The organism is Providencia rettgeri, from assembly GCF_001874625.1.
Taxonomy (GTDB): domain Bacteria; phylum Pseudomonadota; class Gammaproteobacteria; order Enterobacterales; family Enterobacteriaceae; genus Providencia; species Providencia huashanensis.
Map to the genome: position 1 here is coordinate 2,816,547 of NZ_CP017671.1, position 18,108 is coordinate 2,834,654.

Below are 18,108 nucleotides of genomic sequence, written 5' to 3' on the forward strand. Positions count from 1 at the left end.
AGATAATAATTAAAAATAGTACATACACTATAAATAACAACATTGAAAAATCACTTAAAGACCGGCCTGTATAACACCAAAACACCGCCCATACACAATAACCCTAGAGCCTGTGCCCTATTTTTCCCCTTCATTTCCTGCTCTTTCAACTATTCTTCACGGAATTGCTCATCAAGTGAAAAATAGCCACATAAAACTCTCTACAACTTATCGCGGTAAGCTTTAACAAAGATAATGATCGATATCTCAGAGGGATAAAGGTATAGGCAGGCGGTCATTACAGCATGTCGGTAGTTGCGACTAATAACACTGTAGGTAATTAAAAGCTCGTTAGTAGCACCATTAAATTTAAGGACCGGGATATCGGGAAGCTCTAATTATATTCTCTTCCACTTGGCTTTACCGCCTTGTAGCGCCCAAACTCAGTAAACCACTTTTGAGCTTCTATGGCTTTTTTACTATTTCCTCCACATGTTCAGATTCTTCTTGTCCTAGTTCAGTGGCAACTTTTCTATCTTTCGCATTCAACTCACCAACACCTTCCCTACCGTTCAATAAGTAGCACACAGATATCGTCATTAATAAGTCATCAGAAGGGTGAGTGATATCAGACTCGGGTGTGCCTACGTTCATTTTGTTATCAAGCCACTCAAAGTGGCGATAGATAATTGCGCTTGTTGTACGGTAATGTTCATTCTCAATTGGACCCACCAGCAGTTTCACGCCTTCTTGTGATTCAATCCAATTTGTCACTTCTAATTTTTAATTATCATTAAGAATTAGAAGTGATTTACCTTTAGCGATAAAAAACGAATTAACGAGTTTAAAGTGTTAAGGTTTAACCCCTATCATAATGTTTTTTATATATAAACCAATTACTTATAGTTATCTCCTTATTCCTAAAGTTTACTAATGGTAAATCCTAGTAAAACCACTTCAATATTTATTTTAGCTGATAAAGTGGCAATTTCCTTTCCATCTCTGAATACTCTCAGCCTCAGTATATCTCTAGTATATAGATATACTCACCGGTACTGACCATCACATAACACATAAATAGTGCTGATTTATATATAACTTTGATTAAAAGTCATTTTTAGATTTGCTTGTCATTTCAAGTCAACAGCTTTAAAAAGAGATAAGAGAGCATAAGATAAACATTATGATAAGGCACCAAAAGTGACAAATTTATCTGTAATATAACTTATCACTTTTAGCTAGCTACTTTATTTGCTAACATAAGTAACACTGAACAGTTTATAATTTACACTATAGTAGGTTACTTATTATTTTTATAAATGTAGATATATAAACTACAAATACTGTTACTATTTAGTTGAACGATTAATGAGCAAAACAATGTCATTTTTAAAAAGTAAAACGGTATTAAGCATATTAGTTTTATTTACATTTTTTTCAATTATACATTATTCTATGGGTTATCATTTTAAGCCATTTTACGTCATCGCAATTACTGGGCTGATGGTATACCTGAATCAGTATCGTAAACTATATATAGCTATCATATTGTTCTATTCTTTCATTGCATGTTTATACTTTCCTGTTGGTGTACTTTACGGACCTCCTGATTATAATATTTTTTCATCTTTCTATTATACAAATACTGAAGAAGCTAAGGGCTTCATCACTAATATAAATTTAAAATATTATATCCTATCTGTACTTATTCTTGTCTTTGGCATACTAATATGTCAACTTAAGCTAAATACAAAGAAAATAACAAATATTATATCATTATCAATTTTTGTAATTATAACGATAATACAGCCCGTTAAAGCGGTTTATAATAATAGTATTAAACTGGTTTTAACATCAGGGTTGCCTGAAATTCGGTTTTTCACTGAAAGTTTATATTATTTAGATTACTTAGCAAAAGAAAAAAAATCTATCGAAGGAAATGACTCTTTTAGCAATGTTAGTGCAAACAATCCGTATGATACTTATGTTATCATTATTGGTGAAAGCGTTCGCCGTGACTTTATGCATAATTATGGTTTCCCAATCAACAATACTCCTTTTATGGATAGCATTAACGGTGTATTTTTTAATAACTATATTTCTGCCGCTGGTTCTACAAATCTCTCGTTATCGAGAAGTCTTTCAATATATCCCAAAATGCCCAATAATATTATTACACTAGCAAATAAGGCTGGGTTTTATACCACTTGGATTTCTAGACAAGGACAAAGTGGAAAACACGATGGCCCTGTTGCAACTATAGCAAAGAGAGCAGAACAAACTTACTTTGTAGGCGGAAAATCAAATATTGCTACAAATGTATCATCTGAGGATGGACCTGTTATTGATAAGTTTATACATTCCTTAGATAACCCCACACAGAAAAAACTGATTGTGATCCATTTGATTGGTAGCCATTCACCATTTTGTGCGAGAATTTCAAATTCATATCAGCAGTTTTATAAAAGCAAAGATTTATCTTGCTACGTACAAAGTATAAAAAACACTGATCTACTACTGTCTCAAATATATTCAGAATTATTAAAGAGCAAAAACTCGTGGTCTATGCTCTATTTTGCAGATCACGGCCTGTCTTTTATTGATAATCAACAAGATTTAATTCATGGTGATAAACGTAAACAAAATTTTGAAGTCCCTTTATTTATTACATCTTCTAATTCTGTTGACCGTGAAATAATATCAGCACAAAGAAATGGGCTTAATTTATTTCAATTATTTGCAGAGTGGTTGGGTATTAATGCTAATAATATAAAACCCACATGTAAAATGCTATCCAATAATGAGTGCAAAGGGCAAAGTAATGTGATCGATTTTGATCAACACATTATTGATTTTAATAAACTACCAAATGATGATATAAAATACCCATACCAGTATCACTAAAATATTCGTAGCCATTAGTTTATGTTTTTAGTCGATGAGTTCAACGCCTAGTCGGCTGGGTAACCCTAGTGCTTCAAAACGTGAAATTTTCGCCTTGACTAGGCTAGTTTAGAATACTTTTCAATTAGGTCTATAGACAGGTAAGATTTTACACGATCGAATAAAGCCCCCAGTAATTGGGGGCTCTTAATAGAGTAGTCCTTATTACTAAGGTTATTGATAAAGTAATTGAATTTATTTAACCAATTTACACGTACGGCCTTTATCGTCAGAGGTTTTTCCGTTTACAATATCATCCTCTGATATGGTTGCTAAATTAAATTCATTCTTACCTTTAGACCACAATTGAAAGCTTTCACCCGTATATCTTGCACCACTTGCACTTGGTGCCTCATTCAAGACTATAATTTCACCGGAATATAAGATTACTGCGATTTTATCATTTGGGAATGACGCTTTAATTTTCTGACCTTCACAGTTATAAGTATCTGTTTTAGCGGCCAGTGCAGGCTGTGCCATGAAAATAGAAGCTAAAATAATAGCAGGGATAAATTTAATTTTACTCATGTAATGCTCCATCATATAAAAGTATTAAATCCGTTAATGATTTTAAACTCCTATATTGAGTAAAATAATAAGACAATTCCGTAACCAAAGATCTGCATTATATTCGATATTCAGAATCAAGCCCCCCAAAAGAACAAAAAATACCTTAGTGGTTTAGTAAGTTCAGACTAATTAGTTAGGTGAGCATCTTTTTAAATTCTACATAGCTCCGCTTATTTAAATGTGACTAGGTGTAGGAACTTGAATATCCAACATAATAAACCAATGTGTCGAAAAAATGCGAGCATTTCAAAAACAGCTGACTGTTCAACTGATTAATCTAAGAATAAGACTACTCATTACATAATATATTTATCATATGCTATTGCTATAATTTGAAAAAACTTTTTGGGGTACCAATGAAAAAATTAGCATATATGTTTTTACTTATATCCACATACGCTCTCTCTGATAGTAACAATGACACTAGCCTCATTAAAGATGGCATGAAATCAATAACATCATCAATAACAAGTTCAAGTAAAGATGCACTATCCGGATTCAAGGAAGGTATTGATGAAGGGAGAGCTTCTGGGAGCAGCGTTGATGGTGCTATTATCATTTACGACTTGGAAAACCTGAATAAATACACTGAGATAAAAGTATTAAAATCTGAAAAAACTGCTGATACTGAGTATCTGCTGACATTAGCTATAAAAAATAAATCAGAGTCAGCAATTCGCTTAACAAATTTTGATGATAAAAATAACATTTATATCTTAGACCAAGATGGGTTTACATCTTATTTAAATGGGGTTCAAAGTGATATTAGTATTCCCAAAAGAGCGGCATCTAAAGTGAAGCTTAAGTTTTCAGAAGTAGATGATGCTCCTTCAATACTAAGGCTATATGACCTAGATGTAAAAGTACCACCTGTAAAATAACTGATTTATTCCTTGTTTTTTTACTCTCACAATAAAAACGGTCTACATTGTATAAGGCGCGTTTTTATTGTTTTATTTCCAGTTTAATCATCTGTCAGCCCCCTTATCTTGTAATATTGTTTTTAACCATATTAGATTTTATTAATACAAATACAGTAAGTATTTAAACTTAACAATAGCCGATACAGTGAAAATAATTAGAACAGTACTAAAAACAAGATCAAGGTGAGAGAAAAATGTTAAAAATCAATCTTATCGATAGATATTTTGGGAACATATCCATAAAGCGTTGGCGTATCGAATCCGCTATTGATTCATATGTTGGTGAGTTAATCAGAGGATATTAATACCCGCTATAGCTTTCAATACTCATAGTTATAGCCGTGTTTATTTGCTATTTTAATCATATAATCGGTCTTGTCACCAAAAACAATAATTCTATAGATTGATAACAACTTATTGATTTCATGGGACTAAAGACTAAACTGTGATTCCATTTACACAAAGGCAGGCTCACAATAGCTAATGAATATAAATTTCAGATTAACCACATCTCATGATGTGAGCGCTATTTTTCTTATTGATACTGTAGCAACACCAGAAAGACTGCTGGAAATCACGCAGTGGGTAAAGCAAAATGCGTGTTTTGTATTAGAAGCAAATGATGAAATATTGGCTTATGGTGTATTAACCCATCATTTTTATTCACATGGTTTTATTGAATTATTAATGGTAAATAACAAATATCGGCGTCAAGGCTTTGGTCACATACTGATTAATAAATTAAAAGAGCAAAGCAAAACGGATAAAATTTTCACATCGACTAATCAGTCAAATCTGGCTACACAAAAGCTCCTTGAGAAAACTGGCTTTGTTCCTAGCGGCTATATTGATAACCTAGACGATAATGACCCAGAACTCATTTACTACTATAACCGAGTTAAAACTATCTAGGTACCCTTATTATAACAACGAATTATCCATAATCCTCTGTTGTAACTGATGAGCAAAAAGCTGATATGCGTCATCACAAATGGCGCTAGGATAACTTAATACTTCGAGCTGATGAGGCTTATTTTCTGGGTAATAGCTTGGATGAGTATGCGAGTATCGATTTCGTTGAAACCCGCAATGTTGATAAAATTTGAGCCTTTTTTTGCTTATCTCATCAATTACAGGGTCAATTTCAAGAATAACTTTACCTACATTCCCGCAAAATTGTTTCAATACTTTTTGACCATATCCTTGCCCTCTTAATTCTGCGGAAATAGCAAAGTGCTCAATATAGAAATAATCATTAATTTTCCAGCAACCTATAAAACCAACAAAAATAGAGCTATTAGCAAAGTAATATAAGTAATAGTCATCTTGGCCTAATACTGCTTTACGCCCTTGATAACTTCTCTGTTCGTACAAAGGAAATGCCTTATCATAAAGTTGATTAATGGCATTTATTTCCTCAATATTTTCCCTCGACATACGGCTAGATCGTAACATTTAGACTAAACTCACTTTAATAAACCCTGTTTTTTCTTAAGAATACGGATTTTTTGTTGCCTGACAACCCGTTTATTGCCCTAAGCAGCGAAAGAAGTAACATTAACTTTTTGTTTTATATTAATATTATTCTGACTCTATTTTTACCAATAAAATATTTACTTATCGATATTGACTTTTCACACTGATACATTTAAAAATACTGTATATTAATACAGTCCTTACTAGAGGTCATTATGTTACGGATTGAAGTGTTATTTGATAAAAATGCACCACAGAAACCAAGTTCAACTGTTTTACATGCTCTTGAGTCTGAGATCTTACGTAAACTACAGAATCAGTACCCAGATATGGTCACTCGAGTTGGCTTTAGCTCTCAACAACGTGTAAATATTTCAGGTACAAAAATATCGGAGGATAAAACTCGTATTGAAGAAATATTGGAGGAAATTTGGATGGATGACGGCTGGGTTCCCGAAGAAATTACAGAATAATCGGTACCTAAATAAAGGAATGCTGTTTACTACTAACTCATTCCTTTATTTTTATAAAGCTAAAATTCGTACTAAAGCTTGTTAAGCTATTTATCCCAATCATTGGCCTGTTAACCTACTTTTTGCCTATATTCCAATTAAGTTATAACGCCCTATCCCAGTATTTAGCATGAGCCCCATTCATACCGTAATCACATTCATTTATTATTAGTAAATTTTTTTCCTTAAAAAATCCTTAATAACTTTTAATAAACTTGTTTTATCTTTTTTATTATCTGCAATCTTAATTTGAGAAATACATTTTTTTAGTTCTGTACAAGTTGAGATCTCACTTATCGCTAGATTTGAAATACTTACAACTGGCATTTTATTATAATCTTTAGTAATAAAAGTCAATGTTATCAGGATAATTACAATGAATATTGCTACTCCATATAAGGTTTTTTTCATTTTAATGCCCTTATTCTTAGTATGTAGGATAATCATAAACAGACTATTTTTTTATACCTTAAAGAGCGGTTAAACTATCCTTAAGATAAGCTTAAATCTAGTTAAGCCAAGAGTTAGATATGTTGTTTGTCAGTGTTTGAATGCTTATACTTGTAAGCAGAGGTGATAAAATGAATATCCTTTTAGTAGAAGACGATCTCCAACTGGGGAAGGCGCTTTGCCGAGGGCTGGAACTTGCTGGATTCAATCCATGTTGGGTACGACTACTGGCTGATGCAAAGCAACAACTCGCTTCTCGGAATTTTGATTTGATGTTATTAGATTTAGGCTTGCCAGATGGTGATGGTCATCAAGAGTTAATTGCATGGCGTAATGCGGGGGAATCTATCCCAATTATTATTCTAACGGCTAGAAATCAAATGGATAATTTGGTTTCCAGTTTAGATTCAGGTGCAGACGATTTTTTGACGAAACCATTTGCAATGCCAGAGCTTATTTCTCGAGTTAAAGCAGTTAGCCGCCGTATGGCTGGGTTTTCGTCTGAAATATGGCAATTAGATAACCTACAATTAAATCCAGTTAATCACCAAGTTTCACTTAATGGTCAATTACTTTTTCTATCTGGTAAAGAATATTTACTATTGTATGAATTAATAAGAAATGCCGATAACGTTGTTAGAAAAGTCGACTTAGAGCAACGTCTATTTGGTGTAGATGATATAGAAAGCAACTCCTTAGAGGTTCATATTCATAATCTGCGCCGTAAAATAGGAAAAGAGCGTATTATTACTATCCGAGGTATTGGTTACTTATTAAAAAAGAAGTACAGCCATGAAGGTTAAATCATTTTTTATTTATACATTCGGTTTACAAATTACCTCTGTCATTTTTTTATGGTTGTTATTAGTTGGCTGGTTACAATTTTATTATTGGCCAGCTATTCATGACGAATTAAATGAACAACAAAATATAATTACACAAGGTTTCGCTAGAACACTCAGCGTGGTTTCCGATGACCCTGAACAATTCAATGAAATAGCTGATAGCTTACAAGCCTTATATATGGAAGCCATGGAAAATGGGGATGATATAAGCTATCGCCCATTCATGTTAGTAAGGGATAAACAAGGAAATGTTTATTATCGCAATAACGATAAACTGCTTGTCCCATCTCTTAAATCAGTAGCCGAACTAACGGCTTTACATAAAGATTGGCATTTTACCTCTGCATGGAATAAAAATAACACGTTTGAAATCGTCATTGCTGAATCTTATAGTGATAGAAAATCTTTGTTAGGTACTCCTGCTGAAGGCACGGCTATTCCACTCGCTTTTATTTTAGGGATCATGCTACTTGCTATGTTAATTACCGCATATTTTAGCCTGCGTCCTTTAAGGCAATCCGCAAAACTTATTTCTAGCCGTCAGCCCGGTAATTTAACGCCGATAGAAACCAAAGAACAATACAAAGAAATTCGCCCTATTATTGCTGCTATTAATAATTTAATGGCACGTGTTGATGCCGCAAACCAACGAGAAAAACGCTTTATGGCAGATGCTGCTCATGAATTGCGTACTCCGATTGCAGCCGTTATCGCCCAATTACACTTATTAATGCAGATCGACCATCCGAAAGAAAAAGAAGAAATTATTAATGACATGCAAGAAACATTAAATCGTGCAGCGTCACTTTCCCATCAACTAATTGACCTTGCCCGTTTAGAGACTGAGGATTTCTTATTAAATAAAGAAAATATCGACCTACCTATGCTCATCAGTAACTTAATTGCCACTCATGTACCTTATGCTATTAACAAAAATATTGATGTCGAGCTTCAAAGCTCTGGTTCCTTTAATATACTCACCGACAAGCTTGCTTTGAGTAATATTTTTACTAACCTGATTGAAAATGCGATTAAATATTGTCCTAAAGATGGGAAAATAAAAGTTACCCTAAAAGACCTTACTCCCTTTGGTGCCACTATTTTAGTTCAAGATAATGGACGCGGCATTCCCGAAGAAAGTCGACAGCTTATTTTTTCCCGTTTCTATCGAGTACCGGGAACAATGGAAATTGGGAGTGGGTTAGGCTTATCCATAGCCCATAACTTAGCAACAAAAATAGGCGCAGTGATTAGAGTAACGGATGGATTAGAAGATAAGGGTATCGGGTTTATTATTGACTTACCCTAAACCCAATTATGTTATTGACTTAACAGCATAGCTTCTACTTAACCTTTACAATAGCCTCTTTAAGTTAATATACTTACAATATAAAGAGGCAATAATGTCCAATGCATTAATAATTATTGATCTTATCGAAGAAATAATTGGTAAAAATGGCTTATCTAACTCAAGTTATCAACAAACTCAATCTCGTAAAATAGTCGAAAAAGCAAACCAAGCAGCAAACCATGCACGTAATCATAATATCCCGATTATTTGGGTTAAAGTTGGCTTTGCGGATAATTACCATGATATACCTGCCGGCTCCCCCATGTTTCAGCACGCTAAAAACATAGGCGCTCTAAAATTAAGTGAAAATGGCTGTAATTGGGTAAATGACTTAGAAGTTCATTTTCGCGACCTAGTAATGATTAAAAAAGGTGTATCCGCATTTGCTGGTAACCAGCTAAATAAATGGCTAACGGATAATAACATTACACAGCTATTTATTGGCGGAGTCAGTACAGTAAAAGCGATTCAAAGTAGTGCCAGACAAGCTCATGACTTAGGTTACTATGTCACAGTTTTAGAAGACTTATGCGCAGCCCCAACACCTGAGCTTCATGAGCAAAGTCTTGAGGCATTAGAAGGATTGATATCGATTTCTTCTGTTAAAGAATTTATGCAAATAAAATAATCAATCCACCTCCATATCTGCTTATTTTATTGGGTTTTTTGTAGGTAAATTTCACGTAGCCGGATTGCAATTTCTCCCGGCTCACCTTTACCAATAACTTGATTGTTTACTTTTACAATAGGCCAAACTAATGTTGTCGCTGAAGTAATAAATACCTCTTTTGCTGCTAACATATCATCTAGTGTAAAAGCCTTTTCAATAAGCTCTATTCCCTGCTCCCCAGCAAGTTCAATAACAGCCCGGCGAGTAATTCCAGGTAAAATTATATTACTCAAGCCTCGAGTTTGTAGTTGATTATCACGATTCACAATAAAACAATTACTAGAACTTCCTTCTGTAATATAACCATCTTTAATAAAAACAGCATCATCAGCGCCTTGCTGCCTAGCAAATTCTTTTGCCATTGACGCCGCAAGCAATGAAACCGTTTTAATATCACAACGTTGCCAACGAATATCTTCCACTGTGACCACTTTAATTCCAGTCTTAGCTTTTATGCTATCAATAATATTCATCTGTTGTGCGAATAATACTAAGGTTGGCTTAATACCTGTCTCTGGATATAAAAAATCACGTACTTTTGCATTACCACGAGTCAGTTGTAAATAAATAAGCCCTTCTTGTAAGCTATTTTGTTGAATTAACTGCAAATGAATCTGTTTTAACTCCGCTACGCTACAAGGCATTAAAAGTTGTAGCTCCTTGCATGAACGCTGTAAACGAGCCATGTGATGTTCAAAATCAATTAGCTTACCATTGATAATGGCCGTCACTTCATACACGGCATCTGCGAAGAGAAACCCCCGGTCAAAAACCGATACAGACGCTTGTTCTTCAGGTAAGAACTGACCGTTAACATAAGTAATCATTGAGATAGATTCCTTTATCAATCAACTTTTATCTTTTATAAGATTAACCATACACCATATTGAAATTAATGCTTTTTATCCCTTCACATATTTCATTTTTGTATGATTATTTCTCGTAGGTTTGCAGGCAAATACACTTGAACCCATTTACGCCATTTCAGCTTAAAAAATATGTTTAAAAATTAAAATATATTTTATATATCACCTTGACATTAACACGCTGAAAGCTAAAATAGCCTTAAGTGATCTGGATCACGTTTTCATATTCGGAGTCAATGATGAATAGCATTAAAGAATTTATCAGTAGTGTACAAGAAGTTGTTGAATTGCTGTCAAAACGTTTTATGTAACTTATTTTTTAATCAACCGAACCGTTTATTTACCTCATCATTAGCGTTAATTTGCATAGTTTTTGCATAACGACCTTGAAATCAAGGTCGTTTTTTTATTCAAAAACATTTTCAATAACTTCCGCAACTATTGCTGTTCCAACCGCAACAAGAAGCAAGTCTCTTCCACTTATTTTCCATTCATAACCTACATACACTGGTAATTGAGAGGTGAAACCCGCTGGTAGTGATTTCTTAGCAATACCTGGAGGAAGTGGTTTCCCCCGACTAACTTGTTTAGCAATACCCGGTGGTAAACCTTGATATCCGGTTAAACCATATTCAATTGCTAAAGGCCTAACGTTACCAAAACTCACGGTAAAATTAACATTAGCATTTCTTTGCTTGTCATAATATTTATTGGATTTAGCATTATTTTTTGCTTGGACATGAGCCCCTTTATTATTACCATGGATTTTCTGATGTCCCTTGCCATTTCCGGCGCCATGATTACCATTCCCTTGTCCCTGATTACCATTCGGGGATGAGTTAGCTGCTAATGGCGTAATAAAGACCGCAGGCAATAAGATGAACTGCAAGAGAAACAAACATGCCGATTTTTTCAATTTAAATGTGTTCATAACAAGCTCCTACAGAATTAGACCTACGTCGTGTAATTTATAGAACATTATGCTTAGTAATGAACCACCACAATCAGATAATGCTTATCGTAAGTAATGTTATGTAAATGTTATCCATTCACCTAACTTACAGAATACCTTCATTTATAATTGATGCCCTTTAGCCCTTATATTCAGTAATACATTTACTCATACTTAATACTACTTATGAAAATTAGGACAGTGTTTAATATTACCAATGATGAAATTTTACTATACATATGATAAGGTTTATCGATTAAAAAAGAATTTATAGCGGAACATATCTCAGAACGACATAAAAGGAGAAAACATGCAGCAGCAACTGCTAGACTGGGTACGTCAATTCAACCAAGATTATGCTAACCTCGCCTCTTTACTCATGGTGCTCGGGTTAATTCTCATAGTTGCCTGTGTATTACACCTTATCTTGCATAAACTATTACTTCCACGGTTAGAAAAGCGTGGGCAAAAATTTGCAGGTAGTTGGCCTCACTTAATTACTCAACATAACCTTTTCAATCGCTTTGCGTTTGTTATTCAAGGGGTGGTCGTCAATATCCAAGCAACTTTATGGTTGCATCCTGGTTCAACGGCACAAGCTGTTCTTAAAGTCGGTTCACAGGCGTGGTGTTTATTATTTGGTTTATTAACGCTTTACTCTATTCTTGATATTATCCTCGGTGTATTGCAGCGGGCTGCAAGAACAGCCCACCTGCCACTTCGGGGCATATTCCAAAGTATTAAGCTAATTGCTTCTATTCTAATTGGTATCATGATCATCGCCCTATTAATTGGCAAATCTCCGCTAATTATTTTAAGTGGCCTTGGGGCAATGACTGCGGTCATGATGTTAGTCTTTAAAGACCCTATAATGGGTTTAGTCGCAGGGATCCAACTTTCAGCCAATAATATGGTGAACATTGGTGATTGGTTAGAAATGCCTAAATATGGCGCTGATGGTGCAGTCATCGATATTGGTTTAACGACTGTGAAAGTACAAAACTGGGATAATACCGTTACAACAATCCCAACTTATGCTCTCATTTCCGATTCGTTCAAAAACTGGAAAGGAATGACAGATTCAGGTGGCCGCCGTATTAAGCGTAGTGTCCGATTAGATGCCAACAGCGTGCATTTTTTACAACCTGATGAAACAGAGCTGTTCATTAAAGCCAATTTACTTGAGCCTTATCTCGATAAAAAGATATCAGAAATTCAAATTTATAATTCTAATATTCCTGATGATAAAGCTATCCCATTGAACCAACGTAAGTTAACCAATATTGGGACTTTCCGTGCTTATATTGAAGCCTATTTGAAATCCCATCCGAATATTCATAAAAATATGACGATTATGGTTAGGCAACTTGAGTCAGATTCAAATGGTGTACCAATAGAAATATATGCATTTACCAATACAACGGTATGGGTCGAGTATGAACGAATTCAGTCCGATATCTTTGACCATATATTTTCTATCCTGCCACAGTTTAATTTAGCGGTACATCAATCACCTACCGGAAATGATGTTAGAATGATAGGTAAATCTACAGAAAAATAGTTAACACTTAGTGATTAGTTAATATTTCTTATTTATCTACAACTAAAGTAGTAATTTAAAGAGGGAGAAATCCCTCTTTTGCCTGCTTTCCCCTCCTACCATTATATAAAATCAAATATAGCGATAGTTAATTAAAACAGAACTACCACCCTCTTCTTGACAGAAAAAAGCCTTATAAATTATATAAATACATTTTACTTATCAGGGGTAACATTGATGTAAGTCATGTAACTCAGCAGAAACTTTTTTTAACATATAAAACAAGATAGTAATGTTGTTATTTACATATAGGCAATGTCAATGCATAAAATTAAAAAAATACTCAATTTGGAGAACTGAGCAGGAGGGAGTTTATACAAACCTCTGCAACAGTTGCGGGTGTCGCCGCAGTTGCTGGCTCAATCACCCTTCCCTTTGCTGCACAAGCAAAAGCACCAGCAATTATGCCTGACGAAGTCAGCGAAAAAATCAGCTATAGCGCATGCTTAGTTAACTGTGGTAGCCGTTGTCCATTAAAGGTTCATGTTAAAGATGGTGTTATCAGCCGTATCTCAAATGAGACCATGTATGACGACTCTACTTTAGGCGAACACCAAATTCGTCCATGCTTACGCGGTCGCTCAGTTCGTTGGAAAACCTATAACCCTGATCGTTTAAAATACCCAATGGTACGCGTTGGTAAACGTGGTGAAGGGAAATTCAAAAAAATCACATGGGATGAAGCCACTACCATCATCGCTGAGAAGTTGAAATATACCATTGATAAGTATGGTAGTGATGCCATCTATTATCAGTATGGCTCCGGCTCTACAGGGGCGAACTTGCACGGGCGTGCAGCGTGTAAACGTTTATTAAGTTTAACGGGTGGCTTCTTAGGTGACTATGGGACTTATTCATACGCTCAATTAATGGAAATTACTCCTTATGTGTATGGCGGCATTGAAGAGTCTTATTTATCTGAGATCCAAAACTCAGATTTAGTTGTCATGTTTGGTCATAACCTTGCAGAAACTCGTATGTCAGGTGGTGGTCAATTCTATGAAACGCTAAATGCCTTGGACAAAAGCAAAGCAAAAGTGATTATTATTGACCCTCGCCGCACCGATAGTGTGACAACACTAGGCGCAGAATGGGTCCCTATTTACCCGGGGACTGATGCGGCATTAGTTGCTTCATTGGGCTATGTAATGATCCAAGAAGGGCTAACGGATGAAGAGTTCCTAAATAAATACTGTGTTGGCTGGGATGAATCTACATTACCCGCTTCTGCGCCACGCAATGCATCTTACAAAGATTATATTTTAGGTAATGGCCCTGACGGAATAGCTAAAACGCCAGAATGGGCGAGCAAACTGACTGGAATTTCAGTCGCGCGGATAAAACAACTTGCTCGCGAAATTGGTAATGCTAATCACGCATGGATTTCACAAGGTTGGGGCTTACAACGCACCGAAAATGGTGAGCAAGCCTGTCGCTCAATTATGATGTTACCGCTAATGTCTGGCAATATCGGTCGTGCAGGTACCAATACTGGTTTATGGGGTAATAGCTATGCATATCCTGTAGCGGGTTTTGGCTTACCTAACCCAGTCAAGGCACTGATCCCAACTTATATGTGGTCTGAAGCCATTGTAAGGGGTAAAGAGCTTACGGCTGAAAACGCAGGTATCAAAGGTGTCGATAAATTAAATAACGACATCAAGTTTATGTGGTGTTACTCAAGTAATGTGATTGGTAACCAACATGGTGATTTAAACAAAACCCATGAAATTCTTGCAGATGAATCAAAATGTGAATTCATTTTAGTTTGGGATAACCATGACACCCCATCAGCAAAATATGCAGACTTGCTATTACCGGATGTAACAACCGTTGAAACTAACGATTTGATTAATAACTCCTATGCAAGTGGGGCCTACCATTACTTAGTTCGCCTACAAAATGCAATTGAGCCACTATGGGAAAACCGCCCTAACTATGATGTCCTAGCTGAAATTGCTGAAAAAATGGGCGTTAAAGAACAATTTACCGAAGGGCGTACATACGCACAGTGGATTGAGTTCTGCTATAACAAAACGCGTGAAAAAATGCCGCATTTACCTGAGTTCAGTGAAACCGATGGTGCGGGTATCATCGACCGTAAATTCCTGAATAGTGCAGAAAATGTCGCACTACAGAAATTCCGTGAAGACCCAATAAACAACCCGTTGAAAACACCGTCAGGTAAAGTCGAAATCTACTCGGAACAATTAGCTGAACGTGTGAAAAACTGGGAATTACCAGAAGGTCAGCGTATTCCTGCAATTCCAGAATATTGTGTGAATAAAGAAGGCGTTGAAGCACAAGCAGCGCAACAAAAACATACGTTATTAATGACTGGCTTCCACGATAAAGGCCATGTGCATTCGTCTTATTATAACGTTGCCATGCTGCGTGAAGCGATTCCTCACCAATTTTGGCTTAACCCAATCGATGCACAACAACGTGGATTGAACAATGGTGATATTGCTGAAATTTTTAATGACCGTGGTCGTATTCAAATCAAAGTGAAAGTTACAGAGCGTGTATTACCCGGTGTTATCGCTGTTCCACAAGGTGCATGGCGAGCTCTCAATAATGAGGGGTTAGATATAGGCGGTTGTATCAACACGCTAACCTCACATGTTCCTTCGCCACTTGCAAAAGGAACGCCACAACATACCAACCTTGTTGAAGTTAAACGCGCTTAAGGAGTTAAATGATGAAACAATATGGCTTTTACTTTGACTCCACAAAATGTACTGGCTGTAAAACTTGCCAAGTCAGTTGTAAGGATGAAAAAGATTTAGATTTAGGCCCCAAATTCCGTCGTGTTTATGAGTTTGGTGGTGGTAGTTGGCAAAAACAAGATGGTATATGGCAGCAAAACGTTTTCAATTACTATCTTTCTATTTCATGTAACCATTGCTCAAACCCAACGTGTGTCGCGGGTTGCCCAACAGGCGCCATGCATAAACGGGAAGAAGATGGTTTAGTCGTTGTTGACCAATCAATTTGTGTTGGTTGCCGCTACTGTGAATTGCGATGTCCATATGGTGCACCGCAATTTGATGAAAAGAAAAAATTGATGAGCAAGTGTGACGGATGTTATGAACGAGTGGCACAAGGAATGAAACCCGTTTGTGTTGAGTCTTGCCCACAGCGTGCTTTAGATTTTGATGATATTAATGTTCTACGTGAACTACATGGCACTGAATGTGGTATTGCTCCAATGCCAGATCCTAGCCTAACAAACCCAAATATTGTCATTAAGCCACATAAAGATGCGAAGCCATTTGGCGATAAAAGTGGCGAACTAAAAAACCCTGCGGAGGTGTAAAATGCATGAATTACCACTGGTTTTTTTCACTGTCTTAGGACAATCAGCCGCTGGGCTTTTCTTGCTTGCTTATTTAAGCCGTAAAATGGGTTCGATTGACGATAACCAATTAAAAACAGCCAATATTATTGCCTTTATCATCATGATCATCGGCTTAGGTATCGGTGGGTTACACGTAGGGCAACCCCTACGTTTCTTCAATATGCTGCTTGGCGTTGGTCGCTCACCAATGAGTAATGAAGCCTTCTTAAGTGGCGTTTTTGTTGGTTGTGCTGCCGCAACACTGTTTTTCACCTTATTTTTCAAGCACACGCTATTGCGTGAGCTGGCAAATATTGCTGCGGTGATCTCAGGGCTTGCTTTTGTTTGGTCAATCCCGCAAGTCTACAATATCGCAACTATTGCTAACTGGAATACGGGCTACACCACCTTACAAATGTGGATGACCATGTTAGTCGGTGGCGGTGCGTTAGCTATTGTTATTGGTGCTCGAGGTTTAGGTATTGCATCGTTTCTGGTCGGTACATTTGCTATTTTTGCAAGCCGAGCTAGTTACCAAGCTTTCTTAACCGAAACAGGTCCGGCACTGAGTAGTGAACAAACTGGTTTTTGGGGATTTCAAGTTGTTGTACTGGCAATCGCCTTAGCGGCTTTCGTTGGTATGGCCTTAAAGCAACGCGCACCAAAAGCGACTTTAGCCACCTGTGCAGCAGCAGTATTACTAGCTGAACTTGCCGGTCGTATTGCGTTCTACAATTTGTGGCAAATCACCATGTAACCTATTGTTGTTACTATGTTATAGTTGTTTATCAAAGAACCCCATTTGGGGTTCTTTACTTTAATTTCATTGCCCTGACTAAATTCAAGCTGCCAGATATATTTTGCTTTAACTCGTTTACCCTAAATAGTTTGAATGACAGCTAGGAGACAAATGAATATAACTGAGAAAGCATACATTAGTATGCGGCCTGAATAGACGAGCGCAGTCAACACTGCTGTAGCTCAAAATATGACGGATAAATTAACGGATATAAAATGATTGATACGACATTACTGCGCATTTTGGGTGCTTGCTTCTATTATTCACCCCAATCCGAAACTTTAAAAAACTTATTCCCCGTGTTACCTGAAATCCCGACCCTATATTCATGGCAAGACGCAGAACAAATACAAGAACTTTGCACTAAATTATCAGCAATACAAGCTGATGAAATTAGCTATGATTATTCAATCCTATTTGAAGGACAAGGTAGTATGCCAGCTCCACCATGGGGGTCAGTATACTTAGAGCATGACAATACTGTCATGGGTGAATCAACGGCAGAATATCGTAATTTCTTACAAAGCAAAGGGTTAGTGACAGACACTGGGGTCCGTGAGCCTGAAGACCAATTTGGTTTAATGATGATGGCAATTTCAGCTTTAGCAGAACAAGGGCAAGAAGCCGCAATCACGGTATTATTTGAGCAACATTTATTACCTTGGGCGTACCGTTACTTAGCTCTCGTTCAGCAGTCCAAAACAGAAACACTGTTCTATCCATGCCTAGCCCAAATCACTGAGATATATTTAAAATCACTACAACAAGAATTAGGGTTATCCCCCGCGAAAGTTGAATTATTTCGCTAAATAATTAATGTTGCTAAATGAGC

Annotated in this window: 18 protein-coding genes; 12 read left to right on the forward strand and 6 right to left on the reverse strand. The window is 36.3% G+C overall.

The genetic code is table 11. The features are described from left to right. Positions 1-444: 444 nt before the first annotated feature. Complete coding sequence (locus RB151_RS12990; protein ID WP_052219272.1) at positions 445-753, reverse strand: hypothetical protein; 309 nt, start codon at positions 751-753, stop codon at positions 445-447. A gap of 606 nt (positions 754-1,359) precedes the next feature. Between RB151_RS12990 and RB151_RS12995 the strand changes: the two genes are divergently transcribed. Next, the gene (locus RB151_RS12995) at positions 1,360-2,883 is read left to right on the forward strand and encodes a phosphoethanolamine transferase (protein ID WP_052219290.1); all 1,524 of its coding nucleotides are present in this window, start codon (positions 1,360-1,362) and stop codon (positions 2,881-2,883) included. A gap of 234 nt (positions 2,884-3,117) precedes the next feature. Here RB151_RS12995 and RB151_RS13000 read toward each other — a convergent pair whose 3' ends face one another. Then, positions 3,118-3,450: an MliC family protein gene (locus RB151_RS13000; protein ID WP_042844381.1), complete on the reverse strand. Its 333-nt coding sequence runs from the start codon at positions 3,448-3,450 to the stop codon at positions 3,118-3,120. Between the two features lie 398 nt (positions 3,451-3,848). Between RB151_RS13000 and RB151_RS13005 the strand changes: the two genes are divergently transcribed. Both RB151_RS13005 and RB151_RS13010 read left to right on the forward strand, forming a co-directional pair. After that, on the forward strand, positions 3,849-4,373 hold the full coding sequence (locus RB151_RS13005) for a hypothetical protein (protein ID WP_042844382.1): 525 nt from the start codon (positions 3,849-3,851) through the stop codon (positions 4,371-4,373). 525 nt (positions 4,374-4,898) lie between these two features. After that, positions 4,899-5,327 carry a GNAT family N-acetyltransferase gene (locus RB151_RS13010; protein ID WP_042844383.1) on the forward strand — a complete coding sequence of 143 codons (429 nt, stop codon included), beginning with the start codon at positions 4,899-4,901 and terminating at the stop codon, positions 5,325-5,327. 9 nt (positions 5,328-5,336) lie between these two features. Here RB151_RS13010 and RB151_RS13015 read toward each other — a convergent pair whose 3' ends face one another. Next, complete coding sequence (locus RB151_RS13015; RefSeq protein WP_042844384.1) at positions 5,337-5,870, reverse strand: GNAT family N-acetyltransferase; 534 nt, start codon at positions 5,868-5,870, stop codon at positions 5,337-5,339. 236 nt (positions 5,871-6,106) lie between these two features. On the opposite strand from RB151_RS13015, the gene RB151_RS13020 reads away from it, so the two are divergent. After that, the gene (locus RB151_RS13020) at positions 6,107-6,364 is read left to right on the forward strand and encodes a DinI-like family protein (RefSeq protein WP_042844385.1); all 258 of its coding nucleotides are present in this window, start codon (positions 6,107-6,109) and stop codon (positions 6,362-6,364) included. Between the two features lie 207 nt (positions 6,365-6,571). Here the strand turns inward: RB151_RS13020 and RB151_RS13025 are convergent, their stop codons facing one another. Further along, positions 6,572-6,814 (reverse strand): hypothetical protein, encoded by a 243-nt coding sequence (locus RB151_RS13025; RefSeq protein ID WP_129466086.1) that lies wholly within the window; start codon positions 6,812-6,814, stop codon positions 6,572-6,574. A 170-nt stretch (positions 6,815-6,984) separates the two neighbouring features. On the opposite strand from RB151_RS13025, the gene RB151_RS13030 reads away from it, so the two are divergent. From RB151_RS13030 to RB151_RS13040, 3 genes are all read left to right on the forward strand, one after another. After that, complete coding sequence (locus RB151_RS13030; RefSeq protein ID WP_042844387.1) at positions 6,985-7,656, forward strand: response regulator; 672 nt, start codon at positions 6,985-6,987, stop codon at positions 7,654-7,656. Beyond that, the gene (locus RB151_RS13035; RefSeq protein WP_042844390.1) at positions 7,646-9,007 is read left to right on the forward strand and encodes a sensor histidine kinase; all 1,362 of its coding nucleotides are present in this window, start codon (positions 7,646-7,648) and stop codon (positions 9,005-9,007) included. Before RB151_RS13030 ends, RB151_RS13035 begins: the two co-directional genes overlap by 11 nt. A gap of 94 nt (positions 9,008-9,101) precedes the next feature. Further along, positions 9,102-9,677 (forward strand): cysteine hydrolase family protein, encoded by a 576-nt coding sequence (locus RB151_RS13040; RefSeq protein WP_042844391.1) that lies wholly within the window; start codon positions 9,102-9,104, stop codon positions 9,675-9,677. A 26-nt stretch (positions 9,678-9,703) separates the two neighbouring features. Here RB151_RS13040 and RB151_RS13045 read toward each other — a convergent pair whose 3' ends face one another. Together RB151_RS13045 and RB151_RS13050 are read right to left on the reverse strand one after the other, a co-directional pair. Continuing rightward, positions 9,704-10,552 (reverse strand): D-amino-acid transaminase, encoded by an 849-nt coding sequence (locus RB151_RS13045; protein WP_042845346.1) that lies wholly within the window; start codon positions 10,550-10,552, stop codon positions 9,704-9,706. Between the two features lie 439 nt (positions 10,553-10,991). Continuing rightward, complete coding sequence (locus RB151_RS13050) at positions 10,992-11,516, reverse strand: anti-virulence regulator CigR family protein (protein WP_048607476.1); 525 nt, start codon at positions 11,514-11,516, stop codon at positions 10,992-10,994. A 331-nt stretch (positions 11,517-11,847) separates the two neighbouring features. On the opposite strand from RB151_RS13050, the gene RB151_RS13055 reads away from it, so the two are divergent. The 5 genes from RB151_RS13055 to RB151_RS13075 all read left to right on the forward strand — a co-directional run bounded on the left by RB151_RS13055 (position 11,848) and on the right by RB151_RS13075 (position 18,085). Next, a complete protein-coding gene (locus RB151_RS13055; protein ID WP_042844392.1) occupies positions 11,848-13,098 on the forward strand; it encodes a mechanosensitive ion channel family protein in 1,251 nt (416 codons plus the stop codon). A 335-nt stretch (positions 13,099-13,433) separates the two neighbouring features. Continuing rightward, entirely contained in the window at positions 13,434-15,827 is a 2,394-nt protein-coding gene (locus tag RB151_RS13060) for a DMSO/selenate family reductase complex A subunit (protein ID WP_071548179.1), read from the forward strand. 11 nt (positions 15,828-15,838) lie between these two features. Then, positions 15,839-16,456, forward strand: a complete 618-nt coding sequence (locus RB151_RS13065; protein ID WP_042844394.1) for a DMSO/selenate family reductase complex B subunit — start codon at positions 15,839-15,841, stop codon at positions 16,454-16,456. 1 nt (position 16,457) lies between these two features. Beyond that, a complete protein-coding gene (locus RB151_RS13070; protein WP_042844395.1) occupies positions 16,458-17,234 on the forward strand; it encodes a dimethyl sulfoxide reductase anchor subunit family protein in 777 nt (258 codons plus the stop codon). A 257-nt stretch (positions 17,235-17,491) separates the two neighbouring features. Then, entirely contained in the window at positions 17,492-18,085 is a 594-nt protein-coding gene (locus RB151_RS13075) for a TorD/DmsD family molecular chaperone (RefSeq protein ID WP_042844396.1), read from the forward strand. Positions 18,086-18,108: the final 23 nt, after the last annotated feature.